This is a genomic window from Enterobacter sp. HNDS-6 (assembly GCF_039850505.1).
Lineage (GTDB): Bacteria > Pseudomonadota > Gammaproteobacteria > Enterobacterales > Enterobacteriaceae > Enterobacter > Enterobacter kobei.
This window is the reverse complement of sequence record NZ_CP156673.1, coordinates 2659578-2677800: the sequence shown is the minus strand read 5'-3', so window position 1 is coordinate 2677800 and position 18223 is coordinate 2659578. Positions and strand designations below refer to the sequence as shown.

Genomic DNA, 18223 nt, shown 5'->3' with positions numbered 1-18223 from the left:
TTAACCCGCCCGGTGAAAGGGTCAACAGACCTCGCAAAGGTAAAACGCAACTATTGGCAACCCTACTTCCTGGCGGGTATAGCAGACCTCAAACCAACAAAAATAACTGTTATCAGATGATATTTGAAATGAATAATTAAGCGCTAAAGCATATTGGCAAGTGATCAATTAAGAAAATATAAAATTATTCTTTAGCAAAATGATCTATACATAACACATTGAAAAATTAATAATTTTACGCTTTTTATCGTTGAATCATTCTTTTAAGTAGCCCAGAAGCGCTATTTTAAGTCATTAATTAGCGCCACTTCTTTTCAAATGGACGTGTAAATGCGCAACAAAATATTCAAATTAAACAAGACCACAAAAACTCTGGGAAATATATTTCCTGCTTTACTTATATTCACACCGGTAGTGGCCTTCGCTGGAACTATTAGCCAGTCAACCTCAGTACCCCAGGATTTTTCCGCTGATGCAGAATACGTGATAAATAAAGATGTCACCATTTCCTCCGCAGGAAGCGAGAGTGCCGTATCGGTCACAGGCATCAATGTCACATCCACGACCAACAAAGGTAATATTTCCGGAAAAGGGAATGGATTAGATATTAATACCGGGGCTCAGCGAGTCATTATTCATAATGAAAGCGGTGCAACCATTTCCTCTACAACAGCCAATGCCGTAAATGTTCAGTCAATGCTTGGCGATCTAAACAATGACGGAAACATCACAGGCACAGAGAATGGCGTGTTCGTCAGTGAAAGCTCTTCAGCCGTCAATATCGCTAACACTGACACAGGCATAATCAGAGGAAACACAGGCCTGAGTTCTCAGATTGGTGTGGGAATAAATAATAGCGGAAAAATAACGGGTACAAACGGCGATGGTATCAGCCTGAGCGATGGTAATACCAAAATTATTAATACCGGCACCTTAGAGGGAACGCAGTACGGTATCAACGTCACGGACACGTCGAAAGCGGACATCACAAACAGTGGCGCGATTAGTGGCGATACGACAGCTATTATGTTTGCCAGCACGAAAAATAATACGCTGGTACTGAACACAGGATCGTCACTCAAAGGAGATGTCATCTCCACCGCGTCAAAAGGCAACACGCTTTCACTGGTTGGTACGGGCACAGAAGACAGCAATTTCATCGGACTGAAGGAAGGGGATGGCTTTGCGTCAGTAAAAATGGATGGTGAAAAGTGGACGCTGTCAGGCAATATAGACATTATCGGCGCAGATGACTCTTTACAGGTCAACAGCGGTGATTTAGTCCTGTCAGGTGCCGTCGCGAATGCCGGTAATACCCTCGTTGCAAAAGATGCCTCTCTCCAGCTTGGTGATGGCAAGAACACCGCCACGCTGAGCGGTGGCCTGACCAACAACGGCACCGTTATTTTTAATCAGGGCAGTTCTTCCACATTCGCCACCGGCATTACCGGTAGCGGTAATGTCGAAAAAGCAGATTCAAACACCCTGACGCTCTCCGGCAATAATAGCTACACGGGAAATACCGTTCTGCATAACGGTACGACGCTGATCGCCAGTGGTGCAACGCTCGGCGTGAAAGGCAGTAACGCCACCGTCACCGTTGAAAATGGTGCAGCGTTTGCCACGGCAGGTGAAGTGAATAACAACATTGATATCCTGACCGGCGGTACGCTGGCGGCATGGAATGCGATTCAGGGTAACACGACCCTGAGCGTTTCAGGTATCGATACGGTCAACGGCAACGTTACCAACGGTGGCACGCTGCTACTCGGCGCGGCCAATAACAGTGTTGGCAACAATTTCATAATAAACGGCGACTACACGGGTTCTTCTGGTAGCCAGATCGTAATGAACAGCAGCCTCGGCGAAGATAACGCACCAACCGACCACCTCACCATTACGGGCAGCAGCTTCGGTCAGTCTGATGTCAGCGTTAAGAATATAGGCGGTCTGGGCGCTCAAACGGTAAATGGTATGGAAATTGTGAGCGTCGGTGGCAGTTCTGAAGCCCAACTGACGCTGGCTGCACCGGTTGTTGCCGGGGCATATGAATACAATCTGTATCAGCACGGCGACGGCAACTGGTATCTGGAATCGAAGGCGACGCCATCAGATGAGCCGGCAGACGATAATGATGACGGCGGAAACACCGACGGTGACAATACCGATAACGGCGACAATACCGACAACGGTGGCAATACCGATACCGATGGCAACACGGATAACGGCGGTAATAGCGATAACGGTGGCAACACGGATAACGGCGGTAATAGCGATAACGGTGGCAACTCAGCCCCTGAAGTTATGGCACCTGAAGTTGGCGCTTACTTAGGCAACTACCTTGCTGCCCAGGGTATGTTCCTGCACAAGCGTGACGACCGCGATCAAATCACCTTCCGCAATGAAGACGATCTGAACACCTGGATGTACGTTAAGGGGCGTTATCACGAGAACGACGCGGGCGGCGATAAAGTCAGCTACGACACCACCACGACCGTTCTGCAAGTCGGCAGCGATTTCATGAGCAAGCCAATGGACAACGGGATCCTGCGTGCCGGTGGCATGTTCGGTGCTGGCCAGGCGAAGACGCATTCGGATGCGAAGCACAACGTGCGTGATGCTCAAGGCAAGGTGGACGGTTTCAATGTTGGGGTGTATGCCACCTGGCAGGAAGATCAGAAATTACGTCTGGGCAGCTACATTGATACCTGGGCCGCTTATAGCTGGTACAACAATAAAGTGACCAGCAACCGCAATGATGAAGACTACGAAAGCGAAGGCTTCGCTGCGTCTGTCGAAGTTGGCCACGCGTGGGTTATCCCGTCAGAAAACGCGCGTACCTGGAAGATCGAGCCGCAGGCGCAGGTGATCTACAGCTATCTCGATCAGGAAAATCATACCGATCGCGACGGCGTACGCGTAACGACCCTGGACAACGACGGCATCTTTGGTCGTCTGGGCGTTAAGTCCAGCTACTTCGAGCAGAAGGACGTGAAAGCCTGGCAGCCGTACGTTGCGGTGAACTGGCTGAAAGGGGCAGGCCAAAACGATCTGGCGTTTAATGATGAAACCGTGAGCAACGATACGCCGGAAGATCGTGGTCAGTTAGAACTGGGCGTCACCGGCAACCTGAACGAAACCACGACGCTTTCGCTGCGCGCCAGCGGCGAATGGGGTGAGAACAGCTATGCTGCCTATGGCGGCCATATCCTGCTGAACCACCGCTGGTAATCGTCCAGCAAAAGCGAAAAGCCGTGGCATTTGCCACGGCTTTTTTTTAGTTATCCAGCTCGCCCATGGATTTCACCTGGTCACGGTTAATCTGCTCCGTTTGACCGGTTTCGGCGTTTTTGTACGACACCAGTCCGGTGTCATCATCTACCTGCGGTTTCCCGTCAGTCACGATGGTTTTGCCATCGGTGGTTTTGACTGCCTGGTTAGACGAACAGCCTGCTACGGTAAACAGTGCAGTGGCAGCCAGAACGGAAGCGATCAGTAATTTATTTTGCATGGTGTTTTCCCCTGCTCTCAGATGAATTTCGTTATCGACCTAACCATTTTAGGCTAACTGACTGAAAGCGGATGGAAAACCAGAAGGTTCTGAAGAGGGGAAGAATGCCCGGCAACCGAATGGCACCGGGCATTTTGTCTTACTTGTTAATCTGCGCGTGCATTTCCTGCACTGAAATCACCTTCTCGGTGGCATCCGCATTCAGCGCCATAGCTGTTGCGAAACCGCCGTTCAGGGTAGTGTCATAGTGCACTTTGTACTGCAGCGCGCTGCGGCGAATCAGCTTGGAGTCTTCAATCGCCTGACGACCTGCGGTGGTGTTGATGATGTAGGTGTATTCGCCATTCTTGATACGGTCCTGAATGTGCGGACGACCTTCATGCACCTTGTTCACCAGGCGCGGGTTGATACCGGCTTCACCCAGCACAATCGCCGTACCGTGAGTTGCATCCAGCTCGAAGCCCTGTTTCAGCAGCTTGGCCGCCAGGTCAACCACACGCTCTTTATCGCCTTCGCGAACGGAGAGCAGCGCACGACCTGATTTTCTCATGGTGGAGCTACTGCCGAGCTGCGCTTTCGCGAACGCTTCAGCGAAGGTGCGGCCCACGCCCATCACTTCCCCGGTAGAGCGCATTTCTGGCCCTAACAGCGGGTCAACGCCCGGGAATTTGTTGAACGGCAGCACCACTTCTTTCACCGAGTAGTACGGCGGAATGATCTCTTTGGTCACGCCCTGCTGCGCCAGCGTCTGGCCTGCCATCACGCGCGCCGCCACTTTCGCCAGCGGAATACCGGTGGCTTTGGAGACGAACGGGACGGTACGTGCCGCACGCGGGTTCACTTCAATCAGGTAGACTTCGTTGTCTTTCACCGCGAACTGGACGTTCATCAGGCCGCGAACCTGCAGCTCGAAGGCCAGCTTCTGCACCTGCTGACGCATCACATCCTGAATTTCCTGGCTCAGGGTGTAGGCTGGCAGAGAACAGGCTGAGTCACCTGAGTGCACGCCCGCCTGCTCGATATGCTCCATGATGCCGCCAATCAGCACCATTTCGCCGTCGCAGATGGCGTCAACGTCCACTTCCACCGCGTCGTCGAGGAAGCGGTCGAGCAGCACTGGCGCATCGTTAGAAACGCTCACCGCCGTCTGGAAGTAGCGACGCAGGTCAGCTTCGTCATACACGATTTCCATCGCGCGGCCGCCCAGGACGTAAGAAGGACGCACCACCAGCGGATAGCCAATCTCTTTCGCCTTCTCAACGGCCATCTCAATGGCGGTGACGGTGGCGTTGGCTGGCTGTTTCAGCTTAAGACGGTCAACCGCCTGCTGGAAACGCTCGCGGTCTTCCGCACGGTCAATGGCATCCGGGCTGGTACCGATAACCGGTACGCCTGCGGCTTCCAGCGCACGTGCCAGCTTCAGCGGAGTCTGGCCACCGTACTGCACGATAACGCCTTTTGGCTTCTCAATGCGCACGATTTCCAGCACGTCTTCCAGAGTAACCGGCTCGAAGTAGAGGCGGTCGGAGGTGTCGTAGTCGGTTGAGACCGTTTCCGGGTTACAGTTGACCATGATGGTCTCGTAACCGTCTTCGCGCAGCGCCAGCGAGGCGTGTACGCAGCAGTAGTCAAACTCAATGCCCTGGCCGATACGGTTTGGACCGCCGCCCAGCACCATAATCTTGTCGCGGTCGACGGACGGGTTCGCTTCACACTCGTCTTCATAGGTGGAGTACATGTACGCGGTGTCGGTGGAGAACTCCGCCGCACAGGTGTCCACGCGCTTGTAAACCGGGTGCAGGTCATACTGGTCACGCAGCTTGCGGATTTCCGCTTCACGTACGCCCGCCAGCTTGGCCAGACGCGCATCGGCGAAGCCTTTACGCTTCAGCATACGCAGGAAGTCTGCGTCCAGGCCGTTGATGCCCAGCTCTGCCACTTTCTCTTCCAGACGCACCAGCTCTTCAATCTGCACCAGGAACCAGCGGTCAATGTTGGTCAGGTTGAATACGCCGTCGACGGACAGGCCAGCACGGAAGGCATCGGCGATGTACCAGATACGCTCTGCACCCGCATCTTTCAGTTCGCGGCGAATTTTGGTCAGTGCTTCCGGGTCGTCCAGGCTGACTTTAGGGTCAAAGCCGGTTGCACCCACTTCCAGACCGCGCAACGCTTTCTGCAGGGATTCCTGCTGCGTGCGGCCAATCGCCATCACTTCACCGACAGATTTCATCTGGGTGGTCAGGCGGTCGTTCGCACCGGCGAATTTCTCGAAGTTGAAGCGTGGAATTTTGGTCACAACGTAGTCGATGGACGGTTCGAAGGAGGCTGGCGTGCGGCCACCGGTGATATCGTTCATCAGCTCATCGAGGGTGTAACCCACCGCCAGTTTCGCCGCCACTTTCGCAATCGGGAAGCCGGTCGCTTTGGAGGCCAGCGCGGAGGAACGGGACACGCGCGGGTTCATTTCGATAACAATCAGACGCCCCGTTTTCGGGTTCACCGAGAACTGCACGTTTGAGCCGCCGGTTTCCACGCCGATTTCACGCAGCACCGCCATCGAGGCGTTACGCATGATTTGGTACTCTTTGTCGGTCAGCGTCTGGGCTGGCGCAACGGTGATGGAGTCGCCGGTGTGGATACCCATCGCATCGAAGTTTTCGATGGAGCAGACGATGATGCAGTTGTCGTTTTTATCACGCACCACTTCCATCTCGTACTCTTTCCAGCCAATCAGCGATTCATCAATCAGCAGCTCTTTGGTTGGCGAGAGATCCAGACCGCGTTCGCAAATCTCTTCGAACTCTTCGCGGTTGTAGGCGATACCGCCGCCGGTCCCCCCCATGGTGAAGGATGGACGGATGATGCACGGATATCCCACTTCAGCCGCAACGGCCAGCGCCTCTTCCATATTGTGAGCAATACCGGAACGCGCGGTGTCGAGGCCGATTTTCTTCATCGCCACGTCGAAGCGACGACGGTCTTCTGCTTTATCAATCGCATCGGCGGTCGCGCCAATCATGGTCACGCCGAACTCGGCCAGCACGCCCTGACGCTCCAGCTCGAGCGCACAGTTTAGCGCCGTCTGGCCACCCATGGTTGGCAGCACAGCATCCGGACGCTCTTTCTCAATGATTTTGCGTACCACTTCCCAGTGAATCGGCTCGATGTAGGTTGCATCCGCCATTTCCGGGTCGGTCATGATGGTCGCCGGGTTGGAGTTGACCAGGATAACGCGGTAACCCTCTTCACGCAGGGCTTTACATGCCTGCGCACCGGAGTAGTCAAATTCACAGGCCTGGCCGATAACAATCGGGCCAGCGCCAAGGATCAGGATGCTTTTTATGTCTGTACGTTTTGGCATGGTCTTCTCGGCTCCTGATTATTTAGCGGTCTTACGGTATTGCTCGATAAGTTCGATGAAGTGATCGAACAGCGGCGCGGCGTCGTGCGGGCCCGGGCTGGCTTCCGGGTGGCCCTGGAAGCTGAACGCTGGCTTATCGGTACGATGAATCCCTTGCAGGGTGCCATCGAACAGTGATTTATGCGTCACGCGCAGGTTAGCCGGCATTGACGTTTCATCGACGGCAAAACCGTGGTTCTGCGCGGTGATCATCACCGTGTTGTTATCAATATCTTTCACCGGGTGGTTACCACCGTGGTGGCCGAACTTCATTTTGATGGTGTTCGCACCGCTCGCCAGCGCCAGCAGCTGATGGCCGAGGCAGATGCCGAATACCGGGATGTCGGTTTCCAGGAAGGATTTGATGGCGTCGATAGCGTAGTCGCACGGTGCCGGATCGCCAGGACCGTTAGAAAGGAAGATGCCATCCGGGTTCATCTTCAGTACGTCTTCGGCAGAGGTTTTCGCCGGAACCACCGTCAGACGGCAGCCGCGGTCAACCAGCATGCGAAGGATGTTGCGCTTGGCGCCGAAATCATAGGCCACCACGTGGAACGGCAGCTCGCTCTCTTTTTTCGCTTCCGGCAGGTCGCCTTCCAGCGTCCAGCTACCCTGCGTCCAGCTATAGTCTTCAGCGGTAGTCACTTCTTTCGCCAGGTCCATGCCGTTCAGACCCGGGAAGGCTTTCGCTTTTTCCAGCGCCAGCGTGGCATCGAGGTTATCACCCGCGATGATGCAGCCGTTCTGTGCACCCTTCTCGCGCAGCAGACGCGTTAACTTACGGGTATCGATATCAGCAATCGCCACGATGTTATGGCGCTTCAGGTAAGACGAGAGATCTTCAGTGCTGCGGAAGTTGCTGGCAATCAGCGGCAGGTCGCGAATGACCAGGCCTTGCGCATGTACCTGAGAAGATTCTTCGTCAGCCGCATTGGTGCCGACATTGCCGATATGAGGATAAGTAAGAGTAACGATTTGGCGAGAATAGGAAGGATCAGTGAGGATTTCTTGATAACCGGTCATTGAAGTATTGAAAACGACTTCCCCAACCGCCGAACCCGTTGCCCCTATGGCCCGACCGATAAACTGGGTTCCGTCTTCCAGAACCAATAGCGCTGACTTAATCAAAACACCCTCCAGAGAATATTCACTCACTTTATTTGCATATTAATGCATAACCATGTCATGAATCAATGCAAATGTGTTGCCAGCGGATTTTTGGCAAACGGCGGCATTCTGGAGATTGGGAGGCTAAAAGTCAACTTAAAACGGATATTTTGTTTATCCTTTTGCAAGCCTGGCGAGAGTAAAGCCACTTAAGCGACAAAAAGATCAGGTAAATCACTGTAGAAAACGCTTGCGTGCAGGGTTTAATGAAAAATTATTCGGCGAGGCAGCAAAAAGTGGACCAAATGGTCAAAATTTACATTCCAGTAACGAAAATAAGAGATAAAACTGCTTATTTTTAAGCTTTAGAGCAAGAATCACATCAAATTAGGTAAAATAAAAGGGCAATAAAATATTGCCCTATGCAATCAATATATTACGACTGCAATAACCACATCACGATGGGTAATAATGCTTACAGATTATTGAGATCAAGCACATCTCGCATATCAAAAAGGCCGCTCTTCTTGCCTTTCAGCCACAAAGCGGAACGCACTGCACCATTGGCAAACGTCATTCGGCTGGAAGCTTTATGCGTAATTTCGACGCGTTCGCCAATATCGGCGAACATCGCCGTATGTTCGCCGACGATGTCACCCGCACGGACGGTAGCAAAACCAATCGTGCCCGGTACGCGTTCGCCGGTATGACCTTCGCGGGTATAGACCGCGCAGTCTTTTAAATCTTTATCGAGTGCATGAGCAATCGCTTCGCCCATCGCCAGCGCCGTGCCTGACGGCGCATCAACTTTGTAGCGGTGGTGCGCTTCAACAATCTCAATGTCGGTGTAGTTGCCCATCACCTTCGCCGCCTTCTCCAGTAGCTTCAGCATGACGTTAACGCCCACGCTAAAGTTTGCCGCGAAGACAATCGCAATTTCTTTCGATGCATCCTGGATGGCCTGCTTACCTGCGTCGTCAAAACCGGTGGTGCCGATCACCATCCCCTTACCGTGCTGACGGCAAAACGCCAGATGCGTCAGCGTCCCTTCCGGGCGGGTAAAATCGATAAATACATCGAAGTCATCCTTAACCGCCTCCAGGCTGCTATGTACGGTGACGCCGGTCTTTCCTGCGCCCGCCAGTTCACCTGCATCGGCTCCCAACAGTGATGACCCTTCACGCTCCAGCGCCGCGCCCAGTGCCACGCCATCCATCTGAAGTGCCGCCTGAATCAGCTGACGGCCCATACGTCCACCCGCGCCCGCAATGGCGACACGGATCTGTGCATCATGCATAGTTATTCTCTTACGTTAAAATGATGTAAATCGTTTTCAGATTAACCAGCCTTCGCAAAGGCTGCCAACTGAAAACACCGATAATTAGAATTTAACGTGAAACAGACTTAAATATCAGTAAAAGACATGATTTTGTCGTCACGATAAAGTACGGGGCAAAAAAAAGGCCAGCACATGAGATGCTGGCCTTTCATCAGATAAGGGGTTATTCCACTTCGCGAGCATCGATACGCAGTTCTTTCGGGACCTCGAAAACAATGTTCTCTTCGCGTCCTTCGAGCGGAACCGCTTCGCCGCCGCCGAGTTCCTGCAGGCGGACAATGACGTTCTGCACCAGAATATCCGGCGCGGAAGCGCCTGCGGTCACGCCGACGCAGGCCGCATTTTTCACCCACGCTTCCTGAATATCCGTCGCGTCGTCGATCAGAAATGCCGCTTTACCCATACGCTGTGCCAGTTCGGCCAGACGGTTAGAGTTAGAGGAGTTTTTCGAGCCGACCACCAGCACCACATCCGCCTGTTCAGCCAGCGCGCGCACCGCTTCCTGACGGTTGGTGGTGGCGTAGCAGATATCGTCTTTACGCGGCCCGACGATCTTCGGGAAGCGCTGGCGCAGTGCGTCAATCACATCAGAGGTATCGTCAACGGAGAGCGTCGTCTGGGTCATAAACGACAGACGGGCTTCGTTTTTGACGTTCAGCGTCAGGACATCTTCAGGCGACTCCACCAGATACATGCCCCCTTCCGGGTTACTGTACTGGCCCATCGTGCCTTCGACTTCCGGATGACCCGCGTGGCCAATCAGAATCGACTCTTCACCACGACGGCTGGCGCGCGCCACTTCCATATGCACTTTCGTCACCAGCGGACAGGTGGCATCAAAGACCGTCAGATCGCGGCTTTTCGCTTCGTTACGGACGGCCTGAGAGACGCCGTGCGCGGAGAAGATCAGGATCGCGCCGTCCGGCACTTCGCTAATCTGCTCGATGAAAATGGCACCACGCTCGCGCAGGCTGTCGACCACGTAGCGGTTGTGCACCACTTCGTGACGCACATAAATCGGCGCGCCGTAAATTTCCAGCGCGTTTTCAACAATGCTGATAGCGCGGTCTACACCGGCGCAGAAGCCGCGCGGGTTAGCCAACAGGATCTGCATTTCAGGCCTCCAGTGCTGGATCAATCTCCAGCACTTCAACATCAAAATGAACGGTACGCCCGGCAAGCGGATGGTTGAAATCAACGGTAATGGAGTCACCGTTGATTTCGCGGATCACGCCAGGCATTTCGCTGCCGTCCATAGCGGTAAAGAGCATAATCGCCCCAATTTCCGGCTCACCCGCGTCCATAAATTCGCGACGCGAGAAGTACTGGATCAGATCCGGGCTTGGCACACCAAACGCAGCATCTGGCTCCAGCGAAAAGGCTTTTTTCTCGCCCTCTTTCAGGCCAAGAAGCTGCTGCTCAAGACCTTCAGACAGGGAGGTATCGCCAAGACGGAACAGGGCCGGTTTGCCGTTATTGCGGGTGGATTCAGCCGTGGAGCCATCATCCAGCTTCAGCGTGAAGTGGACGAGAACCGCGCTGTTGCTCTGTACAGATTTAGACATGCAAATTGCTCGCTTGTTTTGGGTCACCTGTTGCCCGGTGGCGCTACGCTTACCGGGCCTACGGGAGGCCACAAATTCTGTAGGCCGGGTAAGCGTAGCGCCACCCGGCATTGATGCTTACGCCTGCTCTTTCGCGGCCGGTTTCGGCAAGAAACCTTCCAGCACGATTAACGCCGCACCGATGCAAATTGCGCTATCGGCGAGGTTAAAGGTTGCGAAGTGCCAGTCGCCGACGTAGAAGTCGATCATATCGACCACAAAGCCGTGCCACAGGCGATCGAACAGATTACCCAGCGCGCCGCCAATGATCAGCGCGTAGGCGATGTTATTCAGCTTTTGCGTTGCCTTCGAACGGTACATCAGCACTGCCAGTATGACGCAAATACCTAAAGCGATACCCGCGAAGAACCAGCGCTGCCAGCCACCGCTGTCAGCAAGGAAGCTAAACGCCGCACCGTAGTTACGTGCGTAGTGCAGGTTAAGCGACGGGAACAGCGGGACCGTCTCCCCCAGAGCAAAGTTCTGGAGGATCAGGAACTTGCTGCCCAGATCGATAATCAGCACTACCACAACCAGCCACAGCCAGCGCAGTCCTGTTGAACAGAGAGTTTTACTCATCAGGCAAACTTACGTTTTTCGCCGTCACCGGCGACGTTGCTTACACAGCGTCCGCAGATGTCTGCGTGTTCCGCCACCTGGCCGACATCCGTGGTGTAATGCCAGCAACGCGGGCATTTCTCACCGTCGGCTTTGCTCAGCGCGACTTTCAGTCCTTTGAGCAGCTCGCTCTGCTGAGCATCAGCAGAGGCCTCGGCATAATCCGCAACTTTCGCACCGGAGGTCAACAGGACAAATCGTAATTCATCACCCAGCGCGGTCAGTTTTGCCGCCAGCTCAGGTTCGGCGTACAGGGTGACTGCCGCTTCCAGAGAGCCGCCGACTTTCTTGTCCGCACGCGCCTGTTCGATAACCTTGTTCACTTCGCCACGCACTTTCAGCAGCTCGTCCCAGAAGGCATCGTTCATCGCTTCGGTGCTGGAGAGATCGAACAGACCTTCGTACCACTCGCCCGTGAAGACATATTTCTCACGGTCGCCTGGCAGGTAGCCCCAGATTTCATCTGCGGTGAAGGACATGATCGGCGCCATCCAGCGAACCAGCGCTTCAGCGATGTGGAACAGGGCGGTCTGGCAGCTACGACGCGCCACGCTGTCCGCTTTCGCGGTGTACTGGCGGTCTTTGATGATGTCGAGATAGAACGAGCCCATTTCGATGGAGCAGAAGCGCATCAGGCGCTGCACCACTTCGTGGAAATCATAAGACTCATAGGCTTTCAGGATATCGTCCTGCGCCGCTTTCGCACAGCCTACCGCCCAGCGGTCCAGCACGACCATCTCTTCCGGTTTCACCATGTCCTTCACTGGATCAAAACCGTTCAGGTTCGCCAGCAGGAAGCGCGCGGTGTTACGGATACGACGATAGCTGTCGGCAGCACGCTTCAGGATCTCGTCAGACACCGCCATTTCGCCGGTGTAGTCGGTAGAAGCCACCCAGAGACGCAGAATGTCTGCGCCCAGCTTGTTCATCACATCCTGCGGAGAAACGGTGTTACCGATGGATTTAGACATCTTACGACCCTGACCATCCACGGTGAAGCCGTGAGTCAGTACCTGGCGATAAGGTGCTTTACCTTTCATGGCGGTGGAGATCATCAGGGATGACATGAACCAGCCGCGGTGTTGGTCAGACCCTTCCAGATACATGTCGGCAGCGTGACCGGCAAACTCTGGACGCACGTCAACCACCGAGGCGTGGGTCGAACCAGAGTCGAACCACACGTCCAGGGTATCTGGCACTTTCTCGTAGTTGTCCGCGTCCGCGCCCAGGATGTCGCGGGCATCGAGATCCCACCACGCCTGAATGCCGTCAACTTCGACGCGCTTCGCCACTTCTTCCATCAGTTCGAGGGTATTCGGGTGCAGTTCCTGCGTCTCTTTATGTACGAACAGAGACATCGGCACGCCCCAGGTACGCTGACGAGAGATACACCAGTCAGGACGGTTAGCGACCATGGATTCGATACGCGCCTGGCCCCAGTCCGGGATCCACTGCACGCCTTTGATCTCTTTCAGAGACTGCTCACGCAGGCCTTTCTGATCCATGCTGACGAACCACTGCGGGGTTGCACGGAAGATGATCGGCGTCTTGTGACGCCAGCAGCATGGATAGCTGTGCTGCATTTTCTCAACGTGCAGCAGCGCGCCGCTGGTGCGCAGCATATCCACGATGATGTCGTTGGCTTTAAAGACGTTGATACCGTCCAGAGCCGGATAAGTACCAGGCAGGTACGAGCCGTCCGGCCCCACCGGGTTAGCGATTTCCAGACCGTACTTCAGGCTGATGTTGTAGTCGTCAGGGCCGTGACCACCGGCGGTGTGTACCGCACCGGTACCGGCTTCCAGCGTAACGTGGTCGCCCAGGATGGCCGGAACGTCGAAGCCCAGGAGCGGGTGTTTGAAGCGCATCAGTTCCAGCGCGTCGCCTTTCACGGTACCCAGCACGGTGTAGTCGGTGATGTTCGCGCGTTTCAGCACGCTCTCCACCAGATCTTTCGCCAGGATAACCGCGCGACCCTCAATTTGCACCAGCGCGTAGTCAAACTCACCGGACAGGGAGATTGCACGGTTGGCTGGCAGCGTCCACGGCGTGGTGGTCCAGATCACCAGCGAGACCGGGCCGTTAACGGAGGAGACGCCAAATTTGGCTTTCACCGCATCCTGATCGACAGCGTCGAACGCCACGTCGATAGAAGGCGAGGTTTTATCGTAATACTCTACTTCGGCTTCTGCCAGCGCAGAACGGCAGTCCACGCACCAGTGCACCGGCTTCGCGCCTTTGTGCAGGTGGCCGTTACCGATGATTTTGCCCAGCGCACGGATGATGTTGGCTTCAGTTTTGAAGTCCATAGTCAGGTACGGGTGCGACCAGTCGCCCAATACGCCCAGACGGATAAAGTCCGCACGCTGGCCGTCAACCTGCGTGGCAGCATATTCGCGGCATTTTGCGCGGAACTCAGCGGCGGTGAACTTCTCACCTGGCTTGCCAAACTCTTGCTCCACTTTCAGCTCGATTGGCAGACCGTGGCAGTCCCAGCCCGGAACGTAAGGCGAGTCATATCCTGTGAGGCCTTTGGACTTCACGATAATGTCTTTCAGAATCTTGTTTACAGAGTGACCAATATGAATGCTGCCATTCGCATAGGGAGGGCCATCATGCAGAATGAAGGTTTTTTTGCCTTTTTTGGCTGCACGAATGATGCCGTACAGGTCATCATCGGTCCAACGCGCCAGCATTCCCGGTTCGCGCTTGGCGAGATCGCCGCGCATCGGGAACCCTGTTTCCGGCAAATTCAGGGTTGATTTATAGTCACTCATCAGATTCTCGGTTCCGTATTTATCACGTAGGCATTTAAGCCGGGTTCATAGCCCAAAAAACTCGCGGGCCGTCAATTCATCACGCGCAATCTGCGCTTTTAGTTCATCCAGTGAAGCAAATCGCTGCTCATTGCGTATTTTTTTACGCAGTATTACATCTATATGGCGACCATAAAGGTCCATTACAACGTCCAGCAGGTGCACTTCTAACTGTTGACGTACACCGGCGACAGTGGGACGCGTGCCAATGTTGGCAACGCCGTAAAACGGCTTATCGCCCAGTCCTGCCACTTCCACCGCATAGACCCCTTTAACCGGGGAAACCTGACGACGCAGCGGGATATTCGCCGTCGGGAAACCTATCGTGCGCCCCAGGGCGTCGCCATGCACGACGCGGCCTGAGATGGTAAACGGATGCCCCAGCAGCGTTTCTGCCGTATCCAGTTCATCATTCGCCAGCGCCTGACGCACCGCCGTGCTGCTGACGCGCACGCCGCCTTCACAGAAGGTCATCGCGCTGGTCACGTCAAAACCGTACTCCAGGCCCGCCTTCTGTAATAGCAAGAAATCGCCCTGCCGACCAGCGCCAAAGCGGAAATCATCCCCCACGGCGAGAAACTGTACGCCAAGACGCTTAACCAGCAGGTCGCTGACGAAATTTTGTGCTGTCAGTGCAGCAAAGCGACGATCGAAACGCACGCACAACACGTAGTCCACGCCGGACTCGGCCAGGTAGCGCAGCTTCTCACGCAGGCGAGTGAGACGGGCGGGCGATTTATCCCCCGCAAACAGCTCCAGCGGTTGCGGTTCGAAAATCATCACCACCACGGGCAGGCCACGGGCCTCCCCCTCTTTACGCAATCCCTGCAACAGCGCCTGATGACCACGATGCACGCCGTCGAAATTACCAATAGTCAGCACGCACCCGTGTGGTGCGCTGCTGAGATTATGTATGCCGCGTATCAGCTTCATGTCTGGCTCAAAACAGTGAAAATCGCCAAAGTATACCTTGTACCGCGGTTAAGGTTAACCGGCGATTGTTCGCGCAAAACAGAAAGCCGTAATGATTTCATCAGGCTGACCTTTCACAGCGAAAAAATCTGCGCGTGAACTGCGATTTTTATGCCGAAAGGCTGTATTCACGCAAGACAAGCTGGTAGAATCCTGCGCCATCACTACGTAACGTAGCGTCGCTTTTTAACGGCGCTTATTTGCACAAATCCATTGACAAAAGAAGGCAAAGAGGGCATATTCCTCGGCCTTTGAATTGTCCACATAGATCATATTTGGGAGTTGGACTTGGCTAATATCAAATCAGCTAAGAAACGTGCCGTTCAGTCTGAAAAGGCTCGTAAGCACAACGCAAGCCGTCGCTCTATGATGCGTACTTTCATCAAGAAAGTATACGCAGCAATCGAAGCTGGCGACAAAGCTGCAGCGCAGAACGCATTTAACGAAATGCAACCAATCGTGGATCGTCAGGCTGCTAAAGGTCTGATCCACAAAAACAAAGCAGCGCGTCATAAAGCAAACCTGACCGCGCAGATCAACAAACTGGCTTAATCGCTACTTGTTGTTGCTTGTTTAAAGAACCCGCTTAACGCGGGTTTTTTTATGTCTTCAGATTGCCGGTGGCGTAAACAGCGCCGAGTAGTCACGGTTGCAGATTCGCTGCACCGCCGGGTGCTGAATCATTCTTTCGGCAAATATGGCGTGATACTCCTCCATCACGTTATCCACTCTGCCAATCTCCGTAATCTTGTTGTCTGAATAGAGATCGAGCACGTACAGCGTTGGCGCAACGAAGATGGCATTGTGCGCTTCGCCAAAGGCTTTCATCAGTGCCGCATCGTCGAATTCACCGAGGATCTCCACCTTCAGCCCTTGCGAGTTAAACCAGTTCAACAGCTTACGCCCGAGCATTGACCGCCTTCCCGGCACTAATAAGCGACGCTCTTCCAGACAGGCCGGGAAGGGTTTTTCCGGCGGTGGATTAATGCACCAGAAGCTGACACCGCATTCGCCAATCTTCACTGAGAACAGCCCTTCCTGCTGCGTGGAGTCGATGGGGCAGTCCGAGATAATCATATCCAGCTTATGCTGGCTCAGCTGTTCCAGCAGCATCTCGTGGGTGGATTCAAAGCAGCGCAGATGGATTTGTTCATCTTCCACCACCGCGGCATCCAGCACGCCGCTCACCAGCCGTTTGGACAGCGCATCCGCCACGCCGACGTCAAAGAGCAGGTTAGACTCTTTGCGATAGTTGACGATATCCAGCATCTCCTGGCTCAGGGTGAACATCTTGTCCGCATAGCGAAAGACCAGTTCCCCAAGTTCGCTTGGCTCAATCCCGCGGCCTTTACGCTTGAACAGCTTGCCCTGCAGGCGCTCTTCCAGCGCCTTGATTTGGCCGGTAATGGTCTGCGGCGTGAGATAGAGCGCCTCTGCCGCCCCCACCACCGAGCCCTGCTTGTAGACGTGCCAGAAGTAGTAAAGATGGTTGTAATTCAAATGAGACATAGCGTCTTCACTCCCTGAGTATGTAACGGGAGAAGGCTCATCTTCTCCCGGTTTCCGTTATGCCTGGACAGCCTGTCCGGGCAATTTCACCTTCAACAAGGTATAACCGATTACCGCGGCCAGTAATGACCCGATAAGAATGCCGAGCTTCGCCCAGACGATGAGTTCAGGGGCATTTGCGCCAAACGCCAGCGTCGAGATAAAGATCGACATGGTAAATCCAATACCACACAGCACGCCGACAGCCATAATCTGACCAAAGGTGGTGCCGTTCGGCAGCGATGCCAGCTTCATCTTCAGCGCCAGCCAGCAGAACAGGCTGATCCCCAGCGGTTTACCAATAAACAGCCCGGCAATAATGCCCAGCGGCAGGACAGACGTCAGCCCATCCAGCGTCACGCCCTGCAGGGAAACACCAGCGTTAGCAAAGGCAAACAGTGGCAGGATCATAAAGGCGACCCACGGGTGCAGGACGTGCTCAAGCTGTTTAGCAGGGGATTTACCCTCCTGCGGTTTTAGCGGCACAAAGAAGCCAACAATCACCCCGGCCAGCGTGGCATGCACGCCGGATTTCAATACCGCTGTCCAGAGCACCATCCCCACGAGGATGTAAATGCCGATGCGGCGGACATTGAAAATGTTCAGCAGCGCCAGGACCGCAATTGCGCCTGCCGCCACGCTCAGCGACAGAATCGACAGATCGCTGGTATAAAACAGCGCGATAATCACGATCGCGCCCAGATCATCAATGATCGCCAGCGCCATCAGGAAGATTTTCAACGCCATCGGCACGCGGCTGCCGAGCAAGGCTAAGACACCGAGCGCAAACGCGATATCCGTTGCCGCCGGGATAGCCCACCCGTCACGCGCAACAGGATCCTGCCAGGTAAACGCAAGGAACAGCAGTGCGGGAACGACCATCCCGCCGATAGCGGCGATCACCGGAAAGGCGGCGCGCTGACGGCTGGCGAGGGAGCCCAACACCAGCTCCCGTTTGACCTCAAGTCCCACCAGCAGGAAGAACACCGCCATTAGCGCATCGTTGATCCACAGCAGCATGTTCTTGTTAATTTCCAGCGCCCCGACCTTCAGCTCAACGGGTGTTTCCAAAAATGCGTGATAGAGATCGCGCGTCATGCCCAGGTTCGCCAGCACCATTGCGGCTGCCGCGGCAATAATCAGGATCACACCACCGGACGCCTCACTGCTAAAGAAACGGTGTAGTAATTTCATTTAAGTTCTCTCTTTTACAACAATACCTCGATAAAACCATAATACCAAGCCAAATAGCTCGGCAAAAACAGATTAATATTGAGTGTAGACTCAGTTTTACCGATCTATCCC

At 54.4% G+C, this 18223-nt stretch carries 13 protein-coding genes and 1 pseudogene; 2 read left to right on the top strand and 12 right to left on the bottom strand.

All coding sequences use genetic code 11. The features are described from left to right. The first annotated feature begins 330 nt into the window (after positions 1-330). Entirely contained in the window at positions 331-3231 is a 2901-nt protein-coding gene (locus ABFI50_RS12540; protein WP_347484168.1) for an autotransporter outer membrane beta-barrel domain-containing protein, read from the top strand. 46 nt (positions 3232-3277) lie between these two features. Here the strand turns inward: ABFI50_RS12540 and ABFI50_RS12535 are convergent, their stop codons facing one another. From ABFI50_RS12535 to ABFI50_RS12490, 10 genes and pseudogenes are all read right to left on the bottom strand, one after another. Continuing rightward, on the bottom strand, positions 3278-3511 hold the full coding sequence (locus ABFI50_RS12535) for a YgdI/YgdR family lipoprotein (protein WP_014882500.1): 234 nt from the start codon (positions 3509-3511) through the stop codon (positions 3278-3280). Between the two features lie 139 nt (positions 3512-3650). Then, positions 3651-6875, bottom strand: a complete 3225-nt coding sequence (gene carB, locus ABFI50_RS12530) for a carbamoyl-phosphate synthase large subunit (protein WP_014882499.1) — start codon at positions 6873-6875, stop codon at positions 3651-3653. Between the two features lie 18 nt (positions 6876-6893). Further along, positions 6894-8042 carry a glutamine-hydrolyzing carbamoyl-phosphate synthase small subunit gene (gene carA, locus ABFI50_RS12525; protein ID WP_347484165.1) on the bottom strand — a complete coding sequence of 383 codons (1149 nt, stop codon included), beginning with the start codon at positions 8040-8042 and terminating at the stop codon, positions 6894-6896. A gap of 454 nt (positions 8043-8496) precedes the next feature. Next, complete coding sequence (gene dapB / locus ABFI50_RS12520) at positions 8497-9318, bottom strand: 4-hydroxy-tetrahydrodipicolinate reductase (protein WP_023332060.1); 822 nt, start codon at positions 9316-9318, stop codon at positions 8497-8499. A gap of 205 nt (positions 9319-9523) precedes the next feature. Continuing rightward, the gene (ispH, locus tag ABFI50_RS12515) at positions 9524-10474 is read right to left on the bottom strand and encodes a 4-hydroxy-3-methylbut-2-enyl diphosphate reductase (RefSeq protein ID WP_014882496.1); all 951 of its coding nucleotides are present in this window, start codon (positions 10472-10474) and stop codon (positions 9524-9526) included. 1 nt (position 10475) lies between these two features. Continuing rightward, complete coding sequence (gene fkpB, locus ABFI50_RS12510; RefSeq protein WP_003856450.1) at positions 10476-10925, bottom strand: FKBP-type peptidyl-prolyl cis-trans isomerase; 450 nt, start codon at positions 10923-10925, stop codon at positions 10476-10478. 117 nt (positions 10926-11042) lie between these two features. Next, complete coding sequence (lspA, locus tag ABFI50_RS12505) at positions 11043-11543, bottom strand: signal peptidase II (RefSeq protein ID WP_008502034.1); 501 nt, start codon at positions 11541-11543, stop codon at positions 11043-11045. Beyond that, positions 11543-14359: an isoleucine--tRNA ligase gene (gene ileS / locus ABFI50_RS12500; protein WP_347484162.1), complete on the bottom strand. Its 2817-nt coding sequence runs from the start codon at positions 14357-14359 to the stop codon at positions 11543-11545. The genes lspA and ileS overlap by 1 nt, the downstream gene beginning before the upstream one ends. 45 nt (positions 14360-14404) lie before the next feature. Beyond that, the gene (gene ribF / locus ABFI50_RS12495) at positions 14405-15331 is read right to left on the bottom strand and encodes a bifunctional riboflavin kinase/FAD synthetase (protein ID WP_014882494.1); all 927 of its coding nucleotides are present in this window, start codon (positions 15329-15331) and stop codon (positions 14405-14407) included. 7 nt (positions 15332-15338) lie between these two features. Continuing rightward, a pseudogene (locus ABFI50_RS12490) lies at positions 15339-15506 on the bottom strand (DUF2575 domain-containing protein). A 152-nt stretch (positions 15507-15658) separates the two neighbouring features. On the opposite strand from ABFI50_RS12490, the gene rpsT reads away from it, so the two are divergent. Further along, positions 15659-15922 (top strand): 30S ribosomal protein S20, encoded by a 264-nt coding sequence (gene rpsT, locus ABFI50_RS12485; RefSeq protein ID WP_003856458.1) that lies wholly within the window; start codon positions 15659-15661, stop codon positions 15920-15922. Between the two features lie 57 nt (positions 15923-15979). Here rpsT and nhaR read toward each other — a convergent pair whose 3' ends face one another. After that, complete coding sequence (gene nhaR / locus ABFI50_RS12480) at positions 15980-16879, bottom strand: transcriptional activator NhaR (RefSeq protein ID WP_014882493.1); 900 nt, start codon at positions 16877-16879, stop codon at positions 15980-15982. A gap of 57 nt (positions 16880-16936) precedes the next feature. Continuing rightward, complete coding sequence (gene nhaA, locus ABFI50_RS12475) at positions 16937-18112, bottom strand: Na+/H+ antiporter NhaA (RefSeq protein WP_023332057.1); 1176 nt, start codon at positions 18110-18112, stop codon at positions 16937-16939. Between the last annotated feature and the right edge of the window lie 111 nt (positions 18113-18223).